Source organism: Bulleidia sp. HCP3S3_C9 (assembly GCF_052064035.1).
Taxonomy (GTDB): domain Bacteria; phylum Bacillota_I; class Bacilli_A; order Erysipelotrichales; family Erysipelotrichaceae; genus Bulleidia.
In genome coordinates this window covers 1-26,670 of sequence record NZ_JBQHWJ010000027.1, presented here as the reverse complement: position 1 = coordinate 26,670, position 26,670 = coordinate 1, and the positions used below count along the sequence as shown (strand labels likewise).

The window sequence follows — 26,670 nt, the reverse complement described above, 5'->3', positions numbered from 1 at the left end:
AATTCCACAATAAAAACAGCACTGAATTTACCTGTCAGCACTGTTTCTGCACAACTAATTTCAACTTTAATTTTTTTCTTTTGAAAGTGGAATTTAACTTTTCAGTTCAGCAAAAATAGAACAATCTCTCGATTGTTCTATTAAAACTATTGAATTGTATAACTCCAGCTATATCCTGTACCTTCATCAGCGTATAACGCTAATTCATAATCACCAGCTTCAAGATCAACTGTTTTTGTTTCTGTTCCATCAGTAACACTAGCAATTTCTGTTTCGTTTCCATCACTTGCAACCGCAACAGCTCTGACTGTACCACTTCCTTTAGAAGTGATTGTAACAGTCACGCTATTTGATACGCTGATGTCATAACTGGAAACTTTTGTACCAGTAGAAGCAATTGCCTGCTTTTTTGCCTCTTCTTCAGAAGTATTTGGCTTAAAGTTACTGACTTCTGCTTTCGAATCATCAATGGTATAATCTACAACTTTATATGTCTGATCTTCTTCGTTGTAGGAAAGATTGAATTTACATGGAACATTTTTTGCTACTCCATTTTCTGTCACTGTTAGTGTAAATTCAATTGTAGGGGAAGATTGCTGACCAGAAATTTTGTATTGTTCAGTTGTAGGCTTTGTAAATCCACTTGTACCATATTTATCTGTTAAAGTGGAATTGATTGCAGTGGCTGCCTGTTGAACGTAGAAATAATCTAATTTTTTATCTGCTGATTCATCCGTACTTGATGAATCATTTTGGTCTACCTGAACTGTATTGTTATCTTGTTTTGTCTTGTTTGATGAAGTGCAGGATTTCATTCCTAGTACGATAAATAAAATGAATAAAAAGATGATTAAAATGACGATTCCAATAATCATTGGCTTACTGACAGAATCAGAGAAACGGTCAATAATACTTTCTGATGTATCTTCTTCTAGTGCGTCTTCAATTTCATCTTTTCGTAATTGTTGTGTATCTTCCAGGTTTTGATCTTTATTTTTTGACATGTGATACCTCCCATAACGCATATACAGTATGCCTCCTGGAATCATAATATCAACTGTTTCATTAACAGTTTCAGAAAAAATTCACGAACTTCTTTGAAAAATGACTTATGATGGAATGGATTGGAAAGGGAAAGTTATGAATACAGAAGAATTATTGAAGCAAAGTATAGAAATACAGAAGAAAACATTGAAAGCACAACAGATCATCATTGGAATTTTATTGATTTTAATTGCTGGTATCGTTGTGGGAGGGATTGTTATCTTGCCTAAGCTTTCCGCAATGCTTTCTCATATGCAGACACTGATTGGTGAATTACAGCCAACAATCGATGGATTTAATCAGTTTGATTATGAAGCATTGAATACAACACTTTCAGAATTGAAAGATGCAATTAGTTCGATGAACAGGTTTTTAAGCGTATTTCACTAGGTAAAATAAAGCTTTTCAAACACTGTATAAAGTCATACAATGTGTTTGGAGTTTTGCAAAAATGGCGGAAAGAAGAGATGTAATTAAAAATAAGAAGGCAATCCTGCAGGGATATATTGATATGACTTCTGAAAAGATGATTGATAAAATCACTGTCAGTGATGTCATTAAAAAGGCAAATGTATCTCGTGCAACTTTTTATGCGCACTATAAAGATATCAATGCTTTAAAAGATCAGTTTGAAACAGATTTTATGCAGATGATGATTCAATTAAATGTTGATTCAATTCATCGATTATTCAAAGATACAGAACAATCTGTATATAACATCTTTTTAACATTTGATAAGAACAAGAAAATGATACGCTCTTTAAGCGGCAACGGCAGTTCTGAATCTTTTTTTCTGCGGCTTAAAATTGCATTAAAGCAAGAAATTTTAGCCATGCTTCATACAGGGGATCCATCTAGCAAAGATGTTGTGGCTTTTACTATTGCATCTTTTTTGACAGATAACTGTAGAGATATTGTTTTGGCATCTCGTAAAAGGATCTCTCATGAAGATCGTGCAACGATCATTTCTAAATTCATTCCAAAAAAATACAGATAATTTATGGAACAAAGACCTTTCCTGTGAATAAGGTATATAGGAGGTGTTTTTTTATGAGCAAGATTGCATATTTACCACAGTTTGAAAAGCCAAGAGAAAAAGCAATTCACTTTGGAATTCATTCTTTAAGCAATTGTGAGCTGCTGGCATTGATTTTAAGAAATGGTACAAAGAATCATTCAGCTTTAGAAGTAGCAGAAGAGCTTTTAAAAATGAGTGGCGGGATTGGAAGACTGTCATCTTTATCAATCAATGAATTAAAACAAATCAAAGGTATTTCTACAATCAAAGCAATCGAATTGCAGGCAACGTTTACATTATTGAAACGTATCTGTTTTGAAAAGATTGAAAATGAGAACGTGATTCATTCACCAGAATCATTCTTACAATATTTACAGGTATCTATTGGTTTTGAAAGAATAGAGAATTTTATGGTTGTCTATTTAGATTCTAGCAATCGTATTATTTCAAGTGAAGTTTTATTCAGGGGAACTGTGAATTCTGCACATGTTTATCCTAGAGAAATCATGAAGGAAGCTTTGTTGAAAGGTGCAGTTTCTTTGATTCTTGTACACAATCATCCATCTCAAAACTACATGCCTTCACTGGAAGATAGAACCATTACAAAGCAAATCATAGAAGCAGCAAAACTTGTAGATATCAATATTCTGGATCACTTAATTGTAACTGGCCAGCAATGTTATTCTGTAATCTATGAAAGAATCCTATCCATCAATGAGAAAAACTGGACAAAAAATGATAAAATATGAGACATGAAAATATTGGAAAAAATTACGAATACATTAAATCACGAAATATCTACACAGGCACTCATTAAGCTTGTACTGGTTTTATTAGCAATATGGCTTTGTTTGCAGACAGGTAAATTCTGGGGATGGATCATCACAAAAGCATGGAGCATTCTTTCACCATTTCTGATTGGCTTTGTCATTGCATATATTTTGAAAAAACCAATTGCATTTGGAGAAAAGCATCATATCAAACGTGGGGTGATGATTGCGATTTCCTATATGGCGATTTTTGTGTTTCTGACATGGCTTGCTTGTTCCATTGTTCCTATGTTTTTGACTAGAACATCTGCATTTATCAATTCCATTATTAACAGTGTCAATTATCTGATGGATAAATATGCAGAAATGTCCAGGCATGCTTCAGAAAATACATTTTTGTTTGAAATCGTGAAAGATGCAACAAGTTCATTGAAGTCATTATCTGCACTTGTGCCAGAGATTTCGAATTCCATTCCTAAGTTTCTCAATAATGCAATTGGGACGATTACAAGTGGAATTTTTTCCATCATTATTTCTATTTTTATGTGCATTGAATGGGACAAAATCCGTTTTAATTTCTTTAAACTTTCTAGAAGAATTTCAAAAGTGTTTTATGAATGTATGTTATCCATTAATGATGAAGTATCAGATTATATTCATTCATTGATTATATTGATGCTGATTAAATTCGTTGAATATATGCTTGTATATGTATTGATTGGTCATGATGACTGGCTGATGATGGCTTTGCTGACAAGTATTTCATTATTGATTCCATATATTGGTCCAACAATTGTCAACTGTATTGGTATTTTAACAGCGATTGCAATTCCAGATGGAAGAGTATTTTTATTGATTATTTTAATTGTTGTATTATCACAGGTAGATGAATATGTTATTGCGCCATTAGTGCATTCTCATAATACTTCCGTTACACCTCTATGGGCGCTGTTCTCTATTTTTGCTTTTTCGGGTTTATTTGGCATTGTTGGCTTAGTGATTGCGATACCTGGATATCTAGCTTTGCGAGTCATCTATCTTAAAATTCGCAGTTTTGATCCAGTGGAGGATGTAGAATGAAACGTTTGTTAAAATCATTGATTGTTCTTTCATTGACAGCGTGTGTACTTACAGGCTGTACAAATAAACGTGTGAAGATCTTATATACAGTATATCCAATTGGGTATATTCTTGATCGATTATGTGCAAATACACAACAATATCAATCTGTACAGAAAGATAATTCGATTGTTCAGCTTTCAACTGTCAGTGATGATTTTACAGATTTGCTGGAAAGTGGAAAGGTTCTATTTCATATTGGAGATCTAGAACCATACTATGCTACAAATTCTCAAACAATCAAGGATAGTGGAATTCAGAAAATTGACTTAAGTTCTAAGAATGCAGTATATGATTTTAAAAGATATGCAAAGAAAGAAACAGAAGATGGCATTGTCTATGAACAGACACCATTTTATGATGGTAAAGTATTTGATTCTGTAGATAAATATGAAAAAGATCTTTGTCTATGGATGGATCCAATTACAATGTTATCTATGGCAACACAGATCAAAGACTTCCTTGTTTCCAATGATATCGCCAACGCAAAAACAGTAGAAGAAAACTATAAAGACTTAGAAGAAGATCTTGTGAATATTGATGCACAATACCAGGCACTTTCAACAAGCCTTGAAAAAAATGGAGATGTCATTCGCTTTGTCAGCATGTCGTCCTGCTTTACTTCCTGGCAGAAGAATTATGGTTTTGTGATTGATCCCGTTGTGTTAAGCCGTTATGGTTCTTTGCCGAATAAAGAACAGCTGCAGGCAATTGAGAAGAAAATCAAAGAAGATGGTATGAAATACATCTCTTATGAACCAAATATGAGTGAAGATATGATTGAACTTTATAAAAGAGTTAAAGATGATTGTCAATTATCTAAAATTGATCTCAGTAATCTATCTTCATTATCGGATGAAGAATATAATGCAGGAAAAGATTATATCTCTATTTCTTATCAGAACTTACAGAATCTAAAAAGTATTATTGAAAAAAGTGAACAGGAGTAGTCGTTCACTGCTTTTAAGGAGAAATATATGAAAAAATTACTCATTACAGATGGCAACTCTATGTTGTTTCGTGCATATTATGCAACTGCATATGCTGGAAGCAGAATGACAACTTCTGCAGGTGTTCCAACAAATGCGGTATTTGCTTTTGCAAATATGATGCAGAAAGCAATTGACATGATTGAACCAGATGCAATTATGGTTGCATTTGATGCAGGTAAACATACATTCCGTCATGATTTATATGCAGACTATAAAGGTGGAAGAAAACCTACGCCAGATGATCTTGTTCCTCAATTTCAGATGGTAAGAGAGTATTGTGATGCATATCATATCAAATGGATTGAAATGGAAAATATTGAAGCGGATGATTTGATTGGGACAGCCAGTGATGCATTCAAAGAAGATACCATTACAACAATTTTAACAAGTGATCATGATTTACTGCAGCTTGCAGATGAAGATACTTCGATCTTATTGATGAAAAAGGGCATCACTGATATGGATGTCATAACAAAAGAAAAGATCAAAGAAGATATGGGAATTGAACCGATTCAAATCATTGATATGAAAGGTTTGATGGGAGACAGCTCTGATAATTATCCTGGGATTCCAGGTGTTGGTGAAAAAACAGCACTGAAATTATTGAATCAGTATGGAAGTGTAGAAGGTGTTTTAGAACATGAAAATGAAATCAAAGGAGCACTTGGTAAAAAAATTATCCAAGGACATGATGATGCTTTGTTATCTAAGAAACTCGCAACAATTAAACGTGACGTAGAACTTCCATTTACATTTGAAGATTTAATTTTTACTCCAGACTATGGAGATCTTGTTCGCTTTTTACATTCACTGGATATGAATAAGCTGGCATCCAGATATGAAGATAAAATCAATGATTCTTATGTTCCTGAAACAAAAACTGTGAAGAAAGAAATTTCTTTTGCACGTGTTGAAAAGATACCAGAAGAATTTTTGAAGAATGAATCTTATATCTTTGTAGATGCAGATACATCAAACTTTATGGTAGCGGATATCCATGGCTTTGCTTTGTGTAAAGATGAGAATGCGTATTATATTTCTTTAGAAAATGTTTTGAAAGATGAAGCTTTGCTTGCGTATTTAAAGGATGATACACCATATAAGATCGGCTATGATGTCAAAAGAAATATGCATCTGTTAAATCGTATTGGCTTATCGGTAGCATTTCATGATGATGTTATGATTTTAGCGTCTCTTTGTGATTCTACATTGACTTCTACAGAGAAGATTTTTGATGCGTATGGTCTAACGACAGAAATCAAGTATGAAGATGTTTATGGAAAAGCAAATAAACCTGTTTTATTTATTGATGAAAATATGCAGAAAGAATATGCATGTGCTTCAAGCATGAATATTCAGAAATTATATGAAGAAACATACTTAAAGCTTGTTTCTATGGATATGGAAAAGCTATATCGTGAGATTGAACTTCCTCTTACAAAAATATTGTATGAAATGGAAAAGGAAGGCATCCGTTGTGATATTTCAGTATTAGATGCAATCGCAACAGATACATTTGAACGTATTCAAACTGAAACAAAAGCAATCTATGAAGAAGCACATAGAGAGTTCAATATCAATTCACCAAAACAGTTGAGTGAAGTATTATATGATAATCTTGGTTTGCCAAGTGGAAAGAAAAGAACAACAAGTGCTGAAAAACTGGAAAGCCTTTCTGGTATTCATCCAATTATTGATCATATTTTAACGTATCGTAAATTATCAAAAATCTATTCTACATATGCGGAAGGCTTAAAGAAGTATATTCAGAAAGACGGAAAAATTCATACAATCTATAATCAATGTGCAACACAGACAGGACGACTATCTTCTTCTGAGCCAAACCTGCAGAATATTTCTGTGCGTGATGAAGAAGGAAAACAGATTCGTAAGGCATTTAAACCAGAAGAAAATTGTCTATTGATGAGCTGTGACTATCACCAGATTGAACTTCGTATGCTTGCACATATGGCTAATGAAGAAAATCTGATTGAAGCATTCCAGAATGGTGTGGATGCCCATACAAAGACCGCAATGGATATTTTTGATGTAGATCAGGACGAAGTGACATCAGACATGCGTCGTAAAGCAAAGACAGTGAACTTTGGTGTTGTCTATGGCATCAGTGAATTTGGTTTGGCAAAACAGATGAATATTTCTCGTTTTGAAGCAAAAGATTTCATTGATCGTTATTATGAAAAATTCCCTGGTATTCGTTCTTATATGAATGAAATTGTCAAAGAATGTGAAAAGAATGGATATGTTACGACAATCTGTGGAAGAAGAAGAGAAATTCCGGAAATTCACAGCAACCAGCATATGATGCGTGAATTTGGCAAACGTGCAGCGATGAACGCACCAATTCAGGGATCCAGTGCAGATTTGATTAAAATTGCGATGATTCGTATTGATCAAATGATGAAGGATAAAAATGTTCAGAGTAAAATGATTCTTCAGGTACACGATGAATTGATTTTTAATGTTGTAAATGGGGAAGAAGAACTCATGAAAAAGATTGTTGAAGAAGGCATGAATCACGCAATGGAATTGAAAGTTCCACTCACAAGTGAATGTGCTGTCGGCAAAGACTGGTATGAAGCAAAATAAGGAGTGAAGAATATGAAAATTGGAATTACAGGAACGATTGCATCTGGAAAAACAAGTGTTTCTATATTGTTTCGCAGAATGGGATTTTCTGTATTTAATGCAGATAATTATGCAAAGATGGCAACACATGCATCCAATCCATGTTTTCAGCCACTCTTAGAAGTTCTTTCTGAAGATGTATTAGATGAAAGTGGAGATATTGATCGTAAAAAAATGGCTTCCATCATTTTTAATGATGAAGAAAAAAGAAAAGCAGTGAATGCAATTGTTCACCCGTATGTGATTGAAGGAATGAGAAATTTCTTCGCAAATCATCAGAAAGATGCAATTGTATTTGCAGAAATTCCGCTATTGTTTGAAGCAAATCTGGAAGAGGAATTTGATAAAGTTCTTGTGGTAACATGTGATAAAGATACAGCAATCAAGAGAATGGAAGAAGATCGTGAATATACACGTCAGGAAGCTTTAGATCGCTATGCATCACAGATTGATCCATCTCTGCAGGTAGAAAAAGCTGATTTCGTGATTGAAAACAATGGAGATTTGAAGGAGCTTGGAAGTAAGGTCAATCAATTTGTAGCCCAAACGCGAAAGGAGATTCGTCGTGGAGCTTAAGACAAAAGATACATATCGTGTCTATTTAACAAGAGATTTATCTTCTTCGGATCTGGAATCTTTAATGACGCTGTATCAGCCATTAATTGGCGGGGATGCAGTACTTGTATATTTAACGCTTGCATCGGAAAGTAAAAATACACATACAGCATTTAAACATGCACGTTTGTTTAATATCATGAATATGATTCAAATTGATACATTCTTACATGCACGTAGAAAGCTGGAAGAATATATGCTGCTAAGAACATATGTCAAACAGACTGATACAAAGAATGTCTATGTGTATCAGATGCATTCTCCTCTTTCTCCACGTGATTTTTTGTCAACGAACATTTATGCAAATCGCTATATTCAAACAGCAGGTAAGAAGACATTTGATGAATCCAATGCAAAATATGAAGGGTGCAATCTTCATCCAAATGAATTCAAAGAAATTACAGTATCCATGAAGAATGTGAAGGAAGAAGATTATAACAACACAGTTGTCTATACAAATGTGAAGCCAAGATATCAATTCAATGGTGATGATATTCAGATCAATTTCGACTATGAACATTTCTTTGCGACAACTTCTTCTACTGTATTCCCATCAGATTTAAGAACGCAGGAAAATCTTGCCTATATTGGAAGACTTGCAACATTGTATGGCTTAGATGCTGATACAATGCGTGTAAAAGTATCCAAGAGTGTTTCTATTGAAAAGAATGAATTGAATACAGAACGGTTAAAGTTCTTATGTGAAATGTCAAAACCAGATGTTGTGAAGTCAAAGGATCCATATGATCTGCCACCAATCTCATTTTTGATCAGCAAGCAGAATGGTGCTGCTGTGAGTATGAATGATAAAAAGATTCTGGAACGTCTTTCCTTAGATATGCATTTTCCATCACCAGTCATCAATATTATGATTGAATATATTCTGAAGATTTCTGATAATCGACTCAACAATCGATTTGTTGATATGGTTTCTGGAGAATGGGCAAGAGATGGTATTACAACAAAAGAGCAGGCAATTCAGCAGACAAAGAAAGTGATTCATCGAAATACTTCCTATCGACTAGACACGCAGATAGAAATGCCTGAATATATGAAACGACAGGAACAAGGAACGATTCAGTCTACGCCAGTCGATCAGGATACATTAGCAAAAGCTCTTGAATTGCAGAAGAAAATGCGAGGAAAATAATGGAACATACAATATTTAAAGACATGCGAAAAGAAGATGAACTGCAAAAAGCGAAAGCATTGTCTGATGAAATCAAGAATAATACAGTATTGATGCAGACATTAGAGAATCATCATATTCCATTGGAACGTATTGATACACACCCATACTATATTGAAAGATGGTATGCTTCTTTTTCTAGATGTATTGGATGCAAAGGGTTAAGCCAATGCAAACAGAAAGAGCCAGGCTATTTTGATCATCTGGTTGATGACGGATATTTACATACAGATAAGCATGCATGTAAATATATGAGACAAAGACTGGAAGAAAGGAAACATCTTGACTATTTCTTAATCAATGATATGCCAGATCATCTATGTTCTGTTTCATTTTCTAAGATTGATCTGACAAAAGAAAAGAATGAATATGTTTCTGCATATTCCCAGGCACTTGCGTGTTTCAATGATCATGTTGGTGTATATCTATATGGTTCTATGGGTGTTGGAAAAACATATCTTTGCGCGTGTGCATGCAATGCATATGCAAGAGATAAGAAGAAAGCAGCATTCATTCATTATCCGTCTTTTGTACAGCGCATGGCTTCTAGAGTTCAGGCAGGAGAATATAAGCAAGAGCTTGATATTTTGAAGTTTGTTCCATTTCTTGTCATTGATGAAATTGGCGGAGAAAGCGTGACAGAATGGAATCGTGATTCTATTCTTTTTCCAATTCTCAATGAACGTTATGAAAAAAGACTTCCAACATGGTTCACAAGCAATGAAGATCTTGAATCATTGAGAAATCACTTCGTTGTAACAAATAAAGGAAAGCAGGAAAAACTGAAAGCAATGCGTATTATGGAACGTATTCGTTCCATGGCAAAACCAATTGAATTAGTATGTGAAAACAGGAGGAATTATTTGTGATTTCTCTTTTTTTTCTGTAATAATAGATATAGTATCTCATTTGAAATGAAGGAGATATATTATGTTTGGCAAGATTCAAAACATAAATAATAAAATACTTGCAGTAGTTATCTTTACTTTTATCATTACAGGTTGTTCATCTTCATTCCATTTAAAAAGTGAAGAAACAAATCAACTTGCACAATCATTCTATGTTAATTATCTTGGTTTAGCGCAAACAGATTCAGCTCTGTATTATCTAGATGAAATTTGTGGATTATATGCTTACGAATCAGGGAATTCTGCAATGAAAGTAGGATCACTACATTATGTAGATGACAAACAGGTTGAAAATGTAGCACAACTCAATCGTTCTCCTGAAAGATATAGTGATTTAAGTCTTCCTTTTATAAATTTACAAATATTTAATGATGGTTTGATATATGCAAGTATGTATGATAACGTTGAAGGAAATATAGAATACCATTTGAATTATCTGACAAAAGATTGCAGACAACGGTATAAAATTCTTGCATTGAATTATGCACCTGGTGGATTCTTTTTACAAAAATCAACGATTGTGGTTAAAGAAATATTAGATGGTAAAAGTATTCTTCATTTTTATTCATTGGATGGAAAAGAAATGAAACAAATTTCTTTTGATACAAGCATTTACAATATGTGTGTTTATGAAAATTCTATTTACGTCAAATTAGCAAACGAACTGGTGAAAATTGATATGGAAACATATGATCAAAAAACTGTATGCTCAGGTGAAGCATCATATGTTGCAATGTATAAAGATCAAGTTTCTTATTACATCTTGGAAGATAATGGAAATCACATAGTTTCTGAAATCAAAGACATAAATAATGGAAATATTACTTTTACTATCAATGACTGCACGATTGACTATTTTGATGATGATTATGTATATACAACATCATATAACGAAGAACATACGACCTATCGAATTTATGACTGGAATAAAAACTTAGTAAAAGAAATCAGACCATGTAACACGTTAGGTGAAAATGCATTAGGTGCGGTGCCGATTGGATTACAGCATTCAGAATTTTCAACAATTGCTAGAATATGGAATCATCAGCTCATAGGAAGCTGTTATGGAAATCAAGGAATGAGAATTTTTACTTGTGATATTGACAGTGGAAAATGTCAATATATTATCCATTGAAAATAACACTTCTAAATGGATGAGATGCAAAAAATCATTTTCAAATAACATGAGGAATTGAATAAATTTCAACACTTCAAATAACTTGAATGATAGGAAGTACATATTGTGACAGAAATGTCATTTTATGTACTTTTTTTTATTTTTTCACAAGAATTTGGAAACGATTTCAGAAAAGTAATAATTGTAAGCGTTTAACAAATAATTTCAAGAAAATTGTGAAAAATTTAGCTTTTTTTTTAATTTTTGCAATGCTAATATATAAACGGTATTCAAAGAGGAAAGGGTACGATTATGGTAAGGAAAATTGGAGTTCTTACATCAGGTGGAGATGCACCAGGTATGAATGCAGCAATCCGTTCTGTAACACGTATTGGTTTAAATAACGGAATCGAAGTTGTCGGTGTATATAACGGCTACCGCGGCTTATTAGAAAGTAATTTTGAATCATTAACTAGAACAGACGTTTCGGATATTCTAGATCGTGGTGGAACAAAGCTTGGCACAGCTCGTTTACCTGAATTCAGGAACGAAGAAATTCAGAATCAGTGTATTAAGAATTTACAGCGAGAAGGCATTGAAGCTCTTGTCGTTGTAGGGGGTGACGGTTCTTATAGAGGCGCACTTGCATTAACAAAGAAAGGTATCAACTGTATTGGTTTACCTGGTACGATTGATAACGATATTCCGGGCACTGACTTCACAATCGGATTCGATACCGCGTTGAATACGTGTATTGAAAACGTCGATAAATTGAGAGATACGTCTTCTAGTCATCATAGATGTTCTATTGTTGAAGTCATGGGCAACCATTGTGGAGACTTAGCGCTCTATACTGCAATCAGCTGTGGTGCTGAAATGGTTATCACACCTGAAACAGGATATGATGAATTAGAAGTGCTTGAAAACCTTAGATATCTTTCTGATGCTGCTAAAAAGAATCATGCGATTGTAATCATTTCTGAAAAGATTACAGATACAGATGCTTTAGCAAAGAAGGTTTCTTTATCCACAAATTTCTCAGGAAGAGCAACTGTTTTAGGTCATATCCAGCGTGGTGGTTCACCAACGCCAACTGACCGTATTCTAGCGAGTAGAATGGGTGAAAAGGCAGTTGATCTATTGATGGAAGGAATTGGTGGACATTGTGTTGGTATCATTGATAATGAAATCACATCAATGCCAATTCAGGAAGCTTTAGACAGACCTAAGAAGAGTAGAAAGCAGTTATATCGTTTATTCGATCGTTTAGTATAAAAAGGGGAATTATGAAACATTTATTTAAGAAAACAAAAGTTGTTTGTACGATTGGACCAGCGTCCGAAAATGTTGAGACATTAGCAAAGCTTGCTCAGGCAGGTATGAATATTGCACGTCTCAATTTCTCTCATGGATCACACGAAGAACACCTTGCTAGAATCAAGATGGTACGTCAAGTATCAGAAGCAACAGGCATCAACTTAGGTGTTGCACTAGATACAAAGGGACCAGAAATTCGTCTTGGTAACTTTGTAAATGATACAGAAGAATATCAGATTGGTGAAATCGTTTATATTGAAAAGGCTGAATGTGAAGGAACACACGAAAGATTCCATATTCAGGTTCCTGAATTATTTGACGATTTAGCTAGTGGAAATGAAATTTTGATCAATGACGGTAAGATGAGACTTACAGTTCTTGAAAATGATGGTAATGAATTAAAGTGCAGAGTTGAAGTAGCTGGTCCTATTTCTTCTCATAAGGGATGTAACGTTCCTGGTGTTAAGCTTTCTATGCCATTCCTTTCTGAAAAGGATGAAGCTGATATCCGTTTTGGATGTCAGAATAATGTAGACTTTATCTTTGCTTCATTTACACGTCGTCCAGCTGATATAAATGCAATCAGAAAGATCTGTATTGAAGAAGGTAAACCACATATCAACATTATTGCCAAGATTGAAAACCAGGAAGGTTATGACAATGTTAGCGAAATCCTTGATGTTGCTGATGGTGTCATGGTAGCTCGTGGTGACTTAGGTGTAGAAATTCCTACAATGTTAGTTCCTGTATATCAGAAGCATATCATTCGTCAGGCAAATATCGTTGGCAAGCCAGTTATTACAGCTACACATATGCTTGACTCTATGACACACAACCCAAGATGTACTAGAGCTGAAGCTTCAGACGTATGCAACGCTGTATTAGATGGTACAGATGGTGTTATGTTATCTGCTGAAAGTGCAGCTGGTGATTATCCAGTTGAAGCTTGTGAAACAATGAGCCAGATTGCAGAAGAAGCTGAAAAGATTCTTCCATACAGAGATAGACTTGACTGGTTGAAGACAACAAGCAACAAGACTGTACAGGATGCAGTAAGTATTGCAATTTCTGATGCTACTTTAACATTAGATAACATTGGTGCAATCGTTGCATTCACACAGGGTGGTACAACAGCTCGTCGTATTTCTAAGTTCAGACCTAATGTACCAATCTTAGCAGTTACATTCACAAAGGATACACAGCGTAAGCTTGAATCTTACTGGGGTGTAATTCCTCTATTCTCTGATGTTCAGAATACAATGACAAATGATGATGATCTTGCATCACTATTTGCTAAGGACTATGGCGTTAAGAAGGGTCAGTTAATTATCATTTCTGCAGGTTATCCAACAGGTGAAGGATCTGCAAATATGATGAAGATTGTTGAAGTTAAGTAATTCTATTGAAAGATGGTAGTCAAAGCTATCATCTTTTTTTATACTTATGAAAAGGAGATACCTATTATGAAAATTACGTATTATGGACATTCTTGTTTTCTTGTTGAAGAAAATAATTCACGTATCTTATTTGATCCGTATGAAGATGGCAGTGTACCGGGATTCACATTACCAAAAGATATACGTGTAGATGCAGTATATTGTTCCCATGAACATGCTGATCATAATGCAGCACATCTTGTTCATTCAGAAAACAAAGAACCATTTCCAAAAGAATTGATTATTGTTCCACATGATCATCATGATGGAAAAAAACGCGGAATGAATCGCATTACAGTTTTAAATATTCATGGGATACGCCTTGCACATTTAGGAGATATTGGAAGGCTTCCAACAAAAGAAGAATATGAAGAATTAAAAGTTGATATCTTACTGATTCCTTGTGGTGGACATTATACGATCAATTCTATAGAAGCAAAAGAAATCATTGAAACAGTGAATGCTGGTTTAACGATCCTCATGCATTATAGAAACGGAAATCAAGGGTATGATGTTTTAGAAGATATTCATGACATCATGCAGAATACAATACCATCGATAAAGCAAATTGCATCCAGTACATTGGATATTAATCAACATCTATTAGACAGTCATTCCATCATTACACTGCTACCAAAGCAATAAAAAAACCGGAAATTCCGGTTTTTATTTACGTCTTGTAGAAGCTTGTCTTGCCTTCATCTTTGCCTGTATTTCTTCCATGGCTGCTTTTTGATTTAAGATGATAGGAATGACAATTGGATTACGATTTGTTTTCTTGTAGAGATATGGTTCTAAAGAAGAACGAATGCAATTCTTTAATTCACCAAATGTTGTTCTTTGCTGCATCTTTTTCTTTAATGCATCATAAACAATCAATTCTGCTTCTTTTAACAATGTCTGTGATTCTTTGATGTATACAAATCCACGAGAAACAATATTTGGTCTGCATAGGATCTTATTGTATCTAGAATCAATTGTTACGATAACAGCGACAAGACCATTTTCAGCTAAGATACGACGATCTTTAATAACAGATGTACTTAAGCCTGAGGCATCATTTCCATCAACATAGATGGCATCTGTCTGAATACGTTCCTTTGCTTCAAATACTTCTTCATTTCTCAATACAAGCACGTCACCATTCGCACATACAAAGCAGTTCTCTTTTGGAATGCCCGTTGTCATAGCAGTCTGAGAGTGCTGAACAAGCATTTTATATTCACCATGATTAGGCATAAAGTATTTAGGCTTGATCAGATTTAACATTAATTTCTGTTCTTCCTGTGGTGCGTGACCTGTTGTATGGAAGGATGTCAGAGGGGAGTTTGTAATAACGTTCGCTCCAACTCTTGTCAGCTGGTTGATGACACCGCCAACAGATACCGCATTGCCAGGAATAGGGTTAGATGAGAACAATACAGTATCACCAGGTAAAATCTTAATGAAACGATGTGTTCCATTTGCAATTCTACTTAATGCTGCCATTGGCTCACCTTGAGAACCCGTGCACATAATACAGATTCGATTTGCTGGAAGTGTATTTAATTCATTGCCTGTAATAAAAGAGGAATCAGGGATATTGATATATCCAAGCCTTCTTCCGATATCCAGTACATTTTCCATACTTCTTCCGAATACCGCAACTTTACGATTACATGCAACTGCAGCTTCAAGAATCTGTGCCAAACGGTATGTATTAGATGCGAATGTAGAAACAATCATTCTGCCTGGTGTCTTTGCCATCTGTTCGTTGATTGCCTGTGCAACTTTACCTTCAGAAATAGACCATCCAGGAACAGAAGAGTTTGTAGAGTCACTCATTAATAAAGTGACACCAATCTGTCCGATATAAGCCATTTTCTGATAGTCAGAGTTCTTTCCAATAGGTGTCAAATCAAATTTGAAGTCACCAGTTTCAAAAATTCTGCCATTTGGTGTATTGATGAAAATTCCATAAGAATCAGGGATGGAATGGACAGTATCTACAAAACCAATAGAAAAATATTTTGTTCTGATTCTACTTTCTTCAGAATTGATTTCACGAATCTTTACACTTCTTAAGAGGTGATGTTCATCTAGTTTTTTTTCAATCAACGCTTTAGCGAATGGACCAGCCCAGATTTCCTTGATGCGAACCTGTTTTAAGAAGAAAGGCAATCCACCAATATGATCTTCATGACCGTGTGTAATGACCAATGCTTTGATCTTTGACTGGTTCTGCTGAAGATATGTAAAATCTGGAATGACATAGTCTACGCCTAATAAGTCACTGTCTGGGAAAATAACACCACAGTCAATGATGATGATTTCGTCATCATGTTCAACGCAGTACATATTTTTGCCAACTTCACCAAGTCCACCCATAGCATAGACAAGAGTATCTGTTTTGTGATCAATAACCACTTCTTTTTGTTCCGCTATTTCATCATAACGAACATTATGACGTGCAGTTTTTCTTTTTGTCTTTACTTCACTCATTATTATCTCCAATATTATAAAAAAACTTAAAAATGTTCTAACGGCGTAACCATTATAACATTTTTTGTAACGTATTCGATAGTGAATTCAATTAGATTACAAGAGCACCTTCAACTTCTTTGAAAGGATCTTTCTTGTTGATGTGATCATAGAATAAAATGCCTGAAAAATGATCAATTTCATGTTGCAGAACAATTGCAAGATATCCTCTGGCACGAATTGTAATATCCTTATTTGTACATAGATCAAATGCCTTGACTGTAATTCTTGCACTTCTAACAACATAGCCATCATGTTGATTTACAACAGACAAACATCCTTCACCAGAATGCAGGTATGCTTTCTGTACAGAAGAAGAAACAATTCTAGGATTAACAAGCATATATTCAAAGTGTTCAGGTTCACCATTTTTATCCAGGTCATCAACAACGACAGCTGTCATCTGTTTTTTGATGCCAACCTGAATCGCACTGATTCCAACCGCAGGTCTAAGATTCATCTTTTCTGCTTTTTCTTCATCTGTGCTGTCTTTGACATATTGCAGCATTTCTCTCAGGAGTGTTTCATCTTCCTTTGATAGTGGTAATGTAACGATTTCACTCTTTTCACGAATGATCGGATCTGTATCTTTCACAATAGTATCATTATTTATTAACATAAAAAACCTCTCTAGTATTCTAATCATATGCGATAAAAAAGTCAAAATGATGATACAATATTTTGCATGACAACAAATAAAAAAAAGTGGAAATTAAAAGAAGGATTATTTTCTTTTTTAATGAGTGGTGGAAGTGACTTGCCAATTCACTTGGCAATGGTAGCACTGATCATCTATGGAACATTAATGATTGGCTCTGCCTCTATGGGTTTAGCAGTCAAAGATACGACATATTTAGTGAAAACAGTTGTGAAACAGATTATATTTGTTATTTTTGGCTATTTTGGAATGTGTAAATTTTCAAACTGGTTTCGACTTGATAAATTAAAAAAATCATCGTTTTCCTGGTGCATTATATTTATGGAAGCATTACTTGTTTCTTGTATTTTCTTTAAAGCTTCAGGCGGTGCACATGCCTGGATCCGTATTCCTTTTCCAGGATTAGAGATATCAATTCAGCCAAGTGAATTTGCTAAAATTGTATCTATATTAATTATTGCGGCATATCTAGGTGATGTAAAAAAAACATATCCAAATGCAAAAAAATTGTTATTAAGACCATTATTGTTTATTGGAATCTATTTATTAACGATTGTATTTCTGCAGCATGACTTTGGAAGTATGGCAGTTAACTTTTTGATTGTGTGTGTCTGCTTATTGCTTCCCAATCATCCGCAATTAAAAAAATTTCAGGGCGGATTAAAAATATGCTTCTGTGTTACGGTTGCTGTAGCTGTATTTATTCTTTCTCCTCAGGGTGTAAAGTTTATTGAACATTTGCCAATGCTTTCGACATATCAAATCAATCGATTTCTTTCAGCTGTCAATCCATTTGAAGATATTTATGGATCCAGCTATCAGATTGTAAAAGGACTTGTTTCATTTGTTGATGGTGGTTTATTTGGGGTTGGATTTGGTAATTCTGTTAGAAAATATACAGATTTCCCAGCCGCAAATACTGACTTTATTCTTTCAATTCTTGTAGAAGAATGTGGTTTTATTGGCTTTCTTGCGTTAATTGGTTTGTATAGTGTCATTATTTTCAGACTGTTGAACTATGCCAATAAAATAAAAAATGAAAAAGCAAAGATCATACTTGTTGGTACAGCGATGTATTTTGTTGTCCATTGCTTCTTTAATATTGGTGGTGTTACGGGTATGATTCCTTTGACAGGTGTTCCTTTGCTGCTGATTTCATCTGGTGGATCATCTACGTTATCAATTATGTTCTGTGTAGGAATTGCACAGGCCGTCATTTCACAATACAACAGAAAGGAGATCGAATGAGAATTATTGCAGGAGAATTTGCTTCTAGAAGACTGGAAACAAAAAAAGGGAACGCAACTAGACCAACTTTAGATAAAGTAAAGGAAGCTGTCTTTTCGTCGCTGGGTGGATACTTTGATGGTGGAAATGTATTGGATCTCTATGCAGGGAGTGGTGCTGTTGGCTTAGAAGCACTTTCTAGAGGTATGGACAATGCATACTTTTCTGATAATGATCGTATTGCCTGTTCTGTCATTAGAAATAACATTGCTTCTTTAAAGGTAGAAGATAGAACGAAAGTGTATCCGATTGCAGACATGAAGATGCTTTCTAGAATGAAAGAAGAAGGAAAGAAATTCCGTTTGATCTATTTGGATCCACCATATGCAAAACAGAAAAATTTAGAAGTCATGCAGTATATTGATGACAATAATTTGTTAGATGAGAATGGTGTTGTTGTGATAGAATCCTTGCAGGAAGAAAACTATCACGTAGATACATTTCAACATTTTCACTACCATAAGGAATCTGTCTATGGAATCATGAAAATTACATATTACAAGCACAATTAAGTCCGGAAATATCTGGATTTTTTTGTTTGAAAAAAGAATTGAAAGAATTTAGCACTCAAATCTTGACTCTGCTAATTTAAAGGTATACTATACTAGCAGGCACGAAGAAAGAGTGCTAAAAAAGGAGGTGTATGGAATGCTGACGCCAAGAAGAATTGAAATATTCAAGGCTGTTGTGGATGACTTCATTCAAAACGCTGAACCAGTTGGCTCGAAAACATTACAGACAAGATATCATCTGCCATACTCCAGTGCTACGATCCGTAATGATCTGCAGGCACTTGAAGAAATGGGATATCTTGAAAAAACACATACATCTTCAGGAAGAGTTCCTTCAACAATGGGTTATAAATTCTATTGCGAAAATCTACTGAGCGAATCTTCACTGGATAAGAAAATGGAAGTCGCAATTAGAAATGCATTTGAAACAAGTAACCTGAATGTTGAAGATGCAATTCAACAAAGCTGTCAGATCTTAAGTGATATGACAAATATGACAAGCGGTGCAATTGGTCCGGATGCTTCTTCACAAAGACTGGAACATATTAAATTGTTCCCAATTGATGAAAGAAATGCGGTATGCGTCTTTATTACAGATTCAGGCCATACAGAAACAAAGAATTTTCACTTTGATGAAGATATTCCATTCAAGGATATTGAAACATGCACGGATATTCTGAATCAAAAACTCAAAGGTACGCCAATCACAGATTTAGCAGAAAAGATGGAATCCATCAAGCCAGATCTCGGCAGTGTCGTACAGCGTCATGAAATGTTATTTACAGCTTTTGTAAAAGCATTTGTCAAGTTTGCTTCTGATAATGTCTACTTCTCTGGAAAAGATCGTATGTTATATCAGCCGGAGTTTGAAGATATTAACAAGCTGAAAAAAATGATGACAATGTTCAATGATGCATCGGTATGGAAAAAGATGAATACCAATGAAAATGCGGTGGCTGTATCTACAAGAAGCGGTGCAGAATTGACATGGTATAACGATTTGGCAGTCGTTAGAAGCAAGTTTAAAGTCAATGGTGACGAAACTGGTGAATTCATGGTTATTGGGCCTAGCAGAATGAATTATGACAAAGTTGTCAGCATGGTTGAATATGCGGCAAGAATGATAGAAAAAATGTATAAAACTGGAGGTGATGATAGTGAATAAAGACGAAAAGAAAGTTGAAGAAAAGGACGAGGCTGTCGTCGCTGAAGAAACAGAAGAAAACGTTGAAACAGAAAAAACAGAAGAAACAAAAGAAACAAGCGAAGATGTGATTGCTTCATTAAATGAAGCAATCAAAAAGAAAGATGAAGAAATCGCAAAACTCAAAAATGCGTATGCTATGGCTTATGCAGATACAGAAAATACAAGAAAGAGACTGATGAACGAATATGAACAGAAACAGAAGTATCATATTCAGTCATTCGCAAAAGAAGTATTACCTGTATTGGATAACTGCGAAAGAGCATTGGCACAGGCAACACAGGATGAAGCGTATCGTAAAGGTGTAGAAATGATCTACAACCAGCTGAAGACTTGCCTTGAAAAAGAAGGCGTTACAGAAATCGAAGCACTTGGACAGCCATTCGATGGTAACTGGCATCAGGCTTTAATGACAGAAGCTAAAGAAGGTGTAGAACCAGGAATGGTAACAGAAGTACTGCAAAAAGGATATAAATTGAAAGACCGCATCTTAAGAGCGGCTATGGTAAAGGTTAGCGAATAACCGGGAGGTAATAAGAATATGAGTAAGATTATTGGTATTGACTTAGGTACTACAAACAGCTGCGTAGCAGTTATGGAAGGCAAGGAAGCAAAGGTAATTGCTAACCCTGAAGGTAATAGAACAACTCCTTCTGTTGTAGCTTTTAAAAATGGTGAAAGAATTGTTGGTGATGCTGCAAAAAGACAGCTGATCACAAACAAGAACACAGTTTATTCTGTAAAGCGTTTAATGGGTACAGACAAGAAAGTTGAACTTGAAGGAAAGCAGTATACACCACAGGAAGTATCCGCTATGATCCTTTCTTACTTGAAGGATTATGCTGAAGCATATCTTGGTGAAAAGGTAGACAAGGCTGTAATTACAGTTCCTGCATACTTCAACGACGCACAGCGTCAGGCAACAAAGGATGCAGGTAAGATTGCTGGATTAGAAGTTGAAAGAATTATCAATGAACCAACAGCATCTGCATTAGCATTTGGACTTGATAAGGATCAGAATACTGAACACAAGATTCTTGTATACGATCTTGGTGGTGGTACATTCGATGTATCTATTCTTGATATCGCAGATGGTACATTTGAAGTATTATCTACAGCAGGTGATACACATCTTGGTGGTGATGACTTTGATGAAAAGATCATTGACTGGTTAGCTGATAACTTCAAGAAAGAACATAACATCGATCTTAAGGCTGACAAGATGGCTTTACAGAGATTGAAGGAAGCAAGTGAAAAGGCTAAGAAGGATCTATCTGGAACAGTTCAGACACAGATTTCCTTACCATTCATTTCTGCAGGTCCTGAAGGTCCATTACACTTAGAAGCAACATTAACAAGAGCACAGTTTGATGCTATGACAAAGGATCTTGTTGATAGAACAATGGTTCCTGTAAAGAATGCATTAAGAGATGCTGGATTGAATTCCAGTGATCTTGATCAGGTATTACTTGTAGGTGGTTCTACACGTATTCCTGCTGTGCAGGAAGCTGTAAAAAAAGAACTTGGTAAAGAACCTAACAAGTCTGTTAACCCAGATGAATGTGTAGCTTTAGGTGCTGCAATTCAGGGTGGTGTCATCAGTGGTGATGTCAAGGACGTATTATTACTTGACGTTACTCCATTAAGCTTAGGTATTGAAACACTTGGCGGTGTTATGACAGTATTGATTCCAAGAAATACTACAATCCCAACAAGCAAGTCTCAAGTATTCTCAACAGCAGCAGATAACCAGCCAGCAGTAGATATCCACGTATTACAGGGTGAAAGACCAATGGCTGCAGACAACAAGACACTTGGTAACTTCCAGTTAGATGGTATCGCACCAGCTAGACGTGGTGTTCCACAGATCGAAGTTAAGTTTGATATCGACGTTAACGGTATCGTTAAAGTATCTGCATTGGATAAGGGTACAAATAAGGAACAGCACATTACAATTCAGAACTCTTCTGGATTAAGTGATGATGAAATCGATAGAATGGTTAGAGAAGCTGAAGAACATAAGGCTGAAGATGATAAGCGTAAGGAAGAAATCGAAACAAAGAACAAGGCTGAAGCTTTCATCAACCAGATCGATGAAACATTAAAGAGCGACAATGCAAATGTAAGTGAAGATCAGAAGGCTGAAGTTAAGAAGCTCAGAGATGAATTACAGGAAGCAATTGACAAGAATGATATGGAAACATTGAAGTCAAAGATGGAAGCTCTTGAACAGGCAGCAAATGCTATGGCACAACAGATGTACCAGCAGCAAGGTGCACAGGCTGATCCTTCCGCATCAGCTGGCAATACTTCATCCTCTAATGATGATGTTGTAGATGCTGATTTCAAAGAAAAGAATTAATCATAATGAATGCGGAATGTAATTTCCGCATTCTTATTTCAAAGAATAAGTGAGGTTTTGTATGGCAGATAAGCGAGATTACTATGAGGTATTAGGCGTATCCAAAAATGCAACCGATGATGAAATCAAACGAGCCTATCGAAAGCTCGCTAAGAAGTATCATCCGGATTTGAATAAAGAACCTGATGCCGCTGAAAAATTTAAAGAAGTCAATGAAGCAAATGAAGTATTGTCTGATCCTAAAAAAAGACAGGCCTATGATCAGTTTGGTTTTGCAGGTGTAGATCCACAAGCAGCTGGTGGCAATGGATTTGGAGGCGGATTCTCTGGATTCTCTTCTGGTAACTTCAGCGACTTTGGAGATATTTTTGGAGATATCTTTGGATCTGGTATGGGTGGTTTCTCATCTTCATCTAGATCAAGAGCAAAGCAAGGTCCACAAAAGGGTGAAGATGTATTTAGAAGAATATCTATTTCCTTTATGGATGCATGTTTTGGTAAAACAGAAACTTTGAATCTGACATTTGATGAGCAGTGTGAACATTGTCATGGAACAGGTGCTGAAAGTCCGAGCGATATTGAAAACTGTCCAAGATGTCATGGTACAGGCTATGTTGAATCTGTTCAACAGTCTTTGTTTGGCATGATGCGTACACAAAGTCCATGCCCAGATTGTCATGGAACAGGGAAACATGTAAGAAAGGCTTGTCATGTATGTCATGGACAAGGTTACACTCGTAAGACTTCACCAGTTGAAATCAAGATTCCTGCAGGTATTTCCAGTGGTCAGCAGTTAAGAGTTGCTGGCAAGGGCAGTAGAGGAAGCAATGGTGGACCAAATGGTGATCTCTATATCGAAATCAATGTACAGCCACATAAGTATTTTGTAAGAGATGGCAAAGATATTTATCTTGATATCCCAGTCAGTGCAGTAGATGCTACGATTGGTACTTCAGTAGATGTACCTACAATTGATGGGGATGTTTCTATGAAGATCCCTGCAGGTACACAGGATGGTACAAAGTTAAGACTTAAAGGCAAAGGTGTTGTTGATCTTAGAGGTGGCAAGAAGGGTGATGAAATCGTTACTGTTCGCATAAAAGTAAACGATGACCTTTCTAGAAAAGAAAAAGAACTCTATAAACAGTTACAGGAGTTACAAGAATCCTCCAAGTCTGAAACACTTTGGACAAAATTTAAAAACCAGTTTAAATAAGAAACTGTAAAGGAGGTGGTATCATGAATCCTGAAATCATGACTGAAATTCTCCAACTAATTATTAATAATGCAGTTACAAAAGCACAGGAAAATCATCATTCACAGATTACAGTAGAACATGTTCTATGTGCAATGTGTGAAGATGACAACCTGGATGGAATATTTGAAAGAATCAATGTTCCAAAATCTAAATTTCTGACGATTGTGAAAAGATCACTATCTAACATGGCAAGTGTAGATGGAGCAAATGACTTGAGTATTGATCGTTATCTTCAGCAGGGATATCAGTACGCTATGGATTATATGAAAAAACTTGGCGATACATATATGAGTGCTGCGGATCTATTGATTGGTATCTTTGAAACAAATGCACCAGTTGTAAACGAACTTATGAATACGCTGCATTTCACATTAAAAGATATCATCAAAGCAGAAAATGATAGAAGAGGAGGTATGAAGATGGACGAAAAAACAAATGAAAGCCAACTTGATGCCTTAAGTAAATATGGCAGAGATTTGGTACAAGAAGTGAAAGATCACAAAATTGATCCTGTCATCGGTAGAGATGAAGAAATCAGACGTGTGATTGAAATTTTATCTCGTAAAACAAAAAACAACCCTGTGTTGATTGGTGAACCAGGTGTTGGTAAAACAGCAATCTGTGAAGGATTGGCACAGCGTATCTACCATGATGAAGTACCAGAAGGATTGAAGAATAAAAAACTCATTGAACTGGATATGGGTGCTTTGATTGCTGGTGCAAAATACAGAGGTGAATTTGAAGAAAGACTCAAAGGTGTTTTAAAACAGGTTCAAAAGGCAAATGGAGATATTATTCTGTTTATTGATGAAATTCATAACCTTGTTGGTGCTGGAAAAACAGAAGGATCCATGGATGCGGCGAACTTGTTGAAGCCATTGCTTGCTAGAGGAGAATTGAGATGTATTGGTGCAACGACATTCAATGAATACCGTCAATACATTGAAAAAGACAGAGCTCTGGAAAGAAGATTTCAGAAAGTTCTTGTCAATGAACCAACAGTAGATGATACGATTGCAATCTTAAGAGGCTTGAAAGAGCGTTTTGAAAATTATCATCATGTAACGATAAAAGATGAAGCGCTTGTTGCGGCAGCTAAACTTTCTGATCGTTATATTACTGATCGTTTCTTGCCTGATAAGGCAATTGATCTTGTTGATGAAGCTTGCTCATCCATTCGTGTAGAACTAGATTCTATGCCTACAGAATTATATGAACTCGATCGTAAACAGAAACTTCTGAATATGGAATTGAAATCATTGAAGAAAGAAAAAGATGATAAGTCATTAGCAAGAAAAGCTGAAATTGAAAAAGAACTTGCAGATGTCAATGAAAAGCTTGAAGCTGGTATTTCTAAATGGAACGCTGAAAAGGAAAGTGATAAATCTATCGCTTCCTATCAGAATGAACTAGAAGAAGCCAAAAAACAATATGATCTTGCACGAGAAAAAAACGACTATGATAAAGCTGGTCAGCTATTATATTCAACAATTCCTGCATTAGAAAAGAAAATTAAGGATTCTATGAATACAGATGAATCTGCATCTGATTCTATGCTGAAAAGAGTTGTTGATGAAGAAGAAATCAATGAGATCGTTTCTAGATGGACGCATATTGATATTTCAAGACTGAAGTCCAGTGAAAAAGATAAAATCCTGCATCTCAAAGATTTCCTTGCTAAACGTGTTATGGGACAAGATGAAGCCCTTGAACTTGTTACAGATGCAATTATGCGTTCTAAGGCAAACATTCAAGATGAAAATCGTCCACTGGGTTCCTTCATGTTCCTGGGCCCTACAGGTGTAGGCAAAACTGAAGTTGCTAAAGCGCTGGCACAGCAGTTATTCGATGATGAAAGCAATATTGTCAGAATCGATATGAGTGAATACATGGAGAAATTCAGTGTTTCTAGATTAATTGGTGCTCCTCCAGGATACGTTGGATACGAAGAAGGTGGTCAGTTAACAGAAGCTGTTAGAAGACATCCATATTCCATTGTTCTTCTTGATGAAGTGGAAAAAGCACATCCAGATGTATTTAATATCCTGCTTCAGATATTGGATGATGGAAGAATTACAGATTCTAAAGGTGTAACGGTAGACTTCAAGAATACGATCATTATCATGACAAGTAACCTTGGAAGTGAATATGCTTTTGAAAAAGATGAAGAAACGCGTAGAAAGCATTATGAAGATGCAGTACATGCATTCTTTAAACCAGAATTTGTCAACCGTATTGATGAAATCATTGTATTCAATGCATTAGATGTTGAAGTACAGAAGAAGATTGCGGATAAGTTCTTAGGCTTGCTTGCTGATAGATTGAAAGAAAAAGATATTACTCTAGAAGTTACAGAGAAAGCAAAAGAAAGAATTATCAAGCTTGGTGTGGATCCTCAATTTGGTGCTAGACCAATGAGAAGACATATCCAGCGTGCAATTGAAACAGAAATTGCGAAAGTCATTCTTTCTACAGATAACATTGCAAACAAGACAATTGTTGTAGATGCAAATGATGATCGATATTTATTCTCTGTACAATAGATATGAAAACAGGATAGACTAAAATCTATCCTGCTTTTTATTTAGGCGCTCCAAAATTGGATGAGGTGTCAAGAAATTGATTTTCAAATAACATGAGGAATTGAAAGAATTTCAACACCTCAAACAACTTGAGCGACGAGAAGTACATATGGTGA

Annotated in this window: 23 protein-coding genes; 20 read left to right on the top strand and 3 right to left on the bottom strand. The window is 35.4% G+C overall.

The features are described from left to right. Positions 1 to 146: 146 nt before the first annotated feature. The gene (locus tag ACTND6_RS06255) at positions 147 to 1,004 is read right to left on the bottom strand and encodes a hypothetical protein (protein WP_441022865.1); all 858 of its coding nucleotides are present in this window, start codon (positions 1,002 to 1,004) and stop codon (positions 147 to 149) included. A gap of 136 nt (positions 1,005 to 1,140) precedes the next feature. Here ACTND6_RS06255 and ACTND6_RS06250 point away from each other — a divergent pair, with 136 nt between their 5' ends. The 13 genes from ACTND6_RS06250 (at position 1,141) to ACTND6_RS06190 (ending at position 14,816) form a co-directional block, all read left to right on the top strand. After that, the gene (locus ACTND6_RS06250; protein WP_441022867.1) at positions 1,141 to 1,434 is read left to right on the top strand and encodes a hypothetical protein; all 294 of its coding nucleotides are present in this window, start codon (positions 1,141 to 1,143) and stop codon (positions 1,432 to 1,434) included. Positions 1,435 to 1,495: 61 nt separating this feature from the next. Next, positions 1,496 to 2,041 carry a TetR/AcrR family transcriptional regulator gene (locus ACTND6_RS06245; RefSeq protein ID WP_441022869.1) on the top strand — a complete coding sequence of 182 codons (546 nt, stop codon included), beginning with the start codon at positions 1,496 to 1,498 and terminating at the stop codon, positions 2,039 to 2,041. A 53-nt stretch (positions 2,042 to 2,094) separates the two neighbouring features. Next, a complete protein-coding gene (gene radC, locus ACTND6_RS06240; RefSeq protein ID WP_178176175.1) occupies positions 2,095 to 2,811 on the top strand; it encodes a RadC family protein in 717 nt (238 codons plus the stop codon). Positions 2,812 to 2,814: 3 nt separating this feature from the next. Continuing rightward, positions 2,815 to 3,912, top strand: coding sequence for an AI-2E family transporter (locus ACTND6_RS06235; protein WP_441022871.1), 1,098 nt, complete (start codon positions 2,815 to 2,817; stop codon positions 3,910 to 3,912). Further along, entirely contained in the window at positions 3,909 to 4,901 is a 993-nt protein-coding gene (locus ACTND6_RS06230) for a metal ABC transporter solute-binding protein, Zn/Mn family (RefSeq protein WP_441022873.1), read from the top strand. Before ACTND6_RS06235 ends, ACTND6_RS06230 begins: the two co-directional genes overlap by 4 nt. A 27-nt stretch (positions 4,902 to 4,928) precedes the next feature. Further along, the gene (polA, locus tag ACTND6_RS06225) at positions 4,929 to 7,550 is read left to right on the top strand and encodes a DNA polymerase I (protein ID WP_441022875.1); all 2,622 of its coding nucleotides are present in this window, start codon (positions 4,929 to 4,931) and stop codon (positions 7,548 to 7,550) included. A 12-nt stretch (positions 7,551 to 7,562) separates the two neighbouring features. Further along, on the top strand, positions 7,563 to 8,165 hold the full coding sequence (gene coaE / locus ACTND6_RS06220; protein ID WP_178176183.1) for a dephospho-CoA kinase: 603 nt from the start codon (positions 7,563 to 7,565) through the stop codon (positions 8,163 to 8,165). Then, positions 8,155 to 9,354: a DnaD domain protein gene (locus tag ACTND6_RS06215; protein ID WP_441022878.1), complete on the top strand. Its 1,200-nt coding sequence runs from the start codon at positions 8,155 to 8,157 to the stop codon at positions 9,352 to 9,354. Before coaE ends, ACTND6_RS06215 begins: the two co-directional genes overlap by 11 nt. Beyond that, on the top strand, positions 9,354 to 10,262 hold the full coding sequence (locus tag ACTND6_RS06210; protein ID WP_320100481.1) for an ATP-binding protein: 909 nt from the start codon (positions 9,354 to 9,356) through the stop codon (positions 10,260 to 10,262). Before ACTND6_RS06215 ends, ACTND6_RS06210 begins: the two co-directional genes overlap by 1 nt. Positions 10,263 to 10,323: 61 nt before the next feature. Further along, a complete protein-coding gene (locus tag ACTND6_RS06205; RefSeq protein WP_441022880.1) occupies positions 10,324 to 11,436 on the top strand; it encodes a hypothetical protein in 1,113 nt (370 codons plus the stop codon). 294 nt (positions 11,437 to 11,730) lie between these two features. Then, positions 11,731 to 12,693, top strand: coding sequence for a 6-phosphofructokinase (gene pfkA, locus ACTND6_RS06200; RefSeq protein ID WP_441022882.1), 963 nt, complete (start codon positions 11,731 to 11,733; stop codon positions 12,691 to 12,693). Positions 12,694 to 12,704: 11 nt separating this feature from the next. Beyond that, positions 12,705 to 14,132, top strand: coding sequence for a pyruvate kinase (gene pyk, locus ACTND6_RS06195; protein WP_441022884.1), 1,428 nt, complete (start codon positions 12,705 to 12,707; stop codon positions 14,130 to 14,132). A gap of 66 nt (positions 14,133 to 14,198) precedes the next feature. Next, positions 14,199 to 14,816: an MBL fold metallo-hydrolase gene (locus tag ACTND6_RS06190; RefSeq protein WP_441022886.1), complete on the top strand. Its 618-nt coding sequence runs from the start codon at positions 14,199 to 14,201 to the stop codon at positions 14,814 to 14,816. A 21-nt stretch (positions 14,817 to 14,837) separates the two neighbouring features. Here the strand turns inward: ACTND6_RS06190 and rnjA are convergent, their stop codons facing one another. After that, positions 14,838 to 16,652: a ribonuclease J1 gene (gene rnjA / locus ACTND6_RS06185; RefSeq protein ID WP_441022888.1), complete on the bottom strand. Its 1,815-nt coding sequence runs from the start codon at positions 16,650 to 16,652 to the stop codon at positions 14,838 to 14,840. Positions 16,653 to 16,743: 91 nt separating this feature from the next. Beyond that, positions 16,744 to 17,310, bottom strand: a complete 567-nt coding sequence (gene def, locus ACTND6_RS06180; protein WP_441022890.1) for a peptide deformylase — start codon at positions 17,308 to 17,310, stop codon at positions 16,744 to 16,746. Between the two features lie 66 nt (positions 17,311 to 17,376). Between def and ACTND6_RS06175 the strand changes: the two genes are divergently transcribed. The 7 genes from ACTND6_RS06175 (at position 17,377) to ACTND6_RS06145 (ending at position 26,515) form a co-directional block, all read left to right on the top strand. Next, a complete protein-coding gene (locus ACTND6_RS06175; protein WP_441022892.1) occupies positions 17,377 to 18,597 on the top strand; it encodes an FtsW/RodA/SpoVE family cell cycle protein in 1,221 nt (406 codons plus the stop codon). Next, complete coding sequence (gene rsmD / locus ACTND6_RS06170) at positions 18,594 to 19,148, top strand: 16S rRNA (guanine(966)-N(2))-methyltransferase RsmD (protein ID WP_178176201.1); 555 nt, start codon at positions 18,594 to 18,596, stop codon at positions 19,146 to 19,148. Before ACTND6_RS06175 ends, rsmD begins: the two co-directional genes overlap by 4 nt. A 136-nt stretch (positions 19,149 to 19,284) precedes the next feature. Beyond that, complete coding sequence (hrcA, locus tag ACTND6_RS06165) at positions 19,285 to 20,313, top strand: heat-inducible transcriptional repressor HrcA (protein WP_441022894.1); 1,029 nt, start codon at positions 19,285 to 19,287, stop codon at positions 20,311 to 20,313. Next, positions 20,306 to 20,875 carry a nucleotide exchange factor GrpE gene (gene grpE / locus ACTND6_RS06160; protein WP_441022896.1) on the top strand — a complete coding sequence of 190 codons (570 nt, stop codon included), beginning with the start codon at positions 20,306 to 20,308 and terminating at the stop codon, positions 20,873 to 20,875. The genes hrcA and grpE overlap by 8 nt, the downstream gene beginning before the upstream one ends. Before the next feature lie 18 nt (positions 20,876 to 20,893). After that, positions 20,894 to 22,714 carry a molecular chaperone DnaK gene (dnaK, locus tag ACTND6_RS06155; protein ID WP_441022898.1) on the top strand — a complete coding sequence of 607 codons (1,821 nt, stop codon included), beginning with the start codon at positions 20,894 to 20,896 and terminating at the stop codon, positions 22,712 to 22,714. 61 nt (positions 22,715 to 22,775) lie between these two features. After that, positions 22,776 to 23,930 (top strand): molecular chaperone DnaJ, encoded by a 1,155-nt coding sequence (gene dnaJ / locus ACTND6_RS06150; RefSeq protein ID WP_441022900.1) that lies wholly within the window; start codon positions 22,776 to 22,778, stop codon positions 23,928 to 23,930. A gap of 23 nt (positions 23,931 to 23,953) precedes the next feature. Next, complete coding sequence (locus ACTND6_RS06145; RefSeq protein ID WP_441022902.1) at positions 23,954 to 26,515, top strand: ATP-dependent Clp protease ATP-binding subunit; 2,562 nt, start codon at positions 23,954 to 23,956, stop codon at positions 26,513 to 26,515. Positions 26,516 to 26,670: the final 155 nt, after the last annotated feature.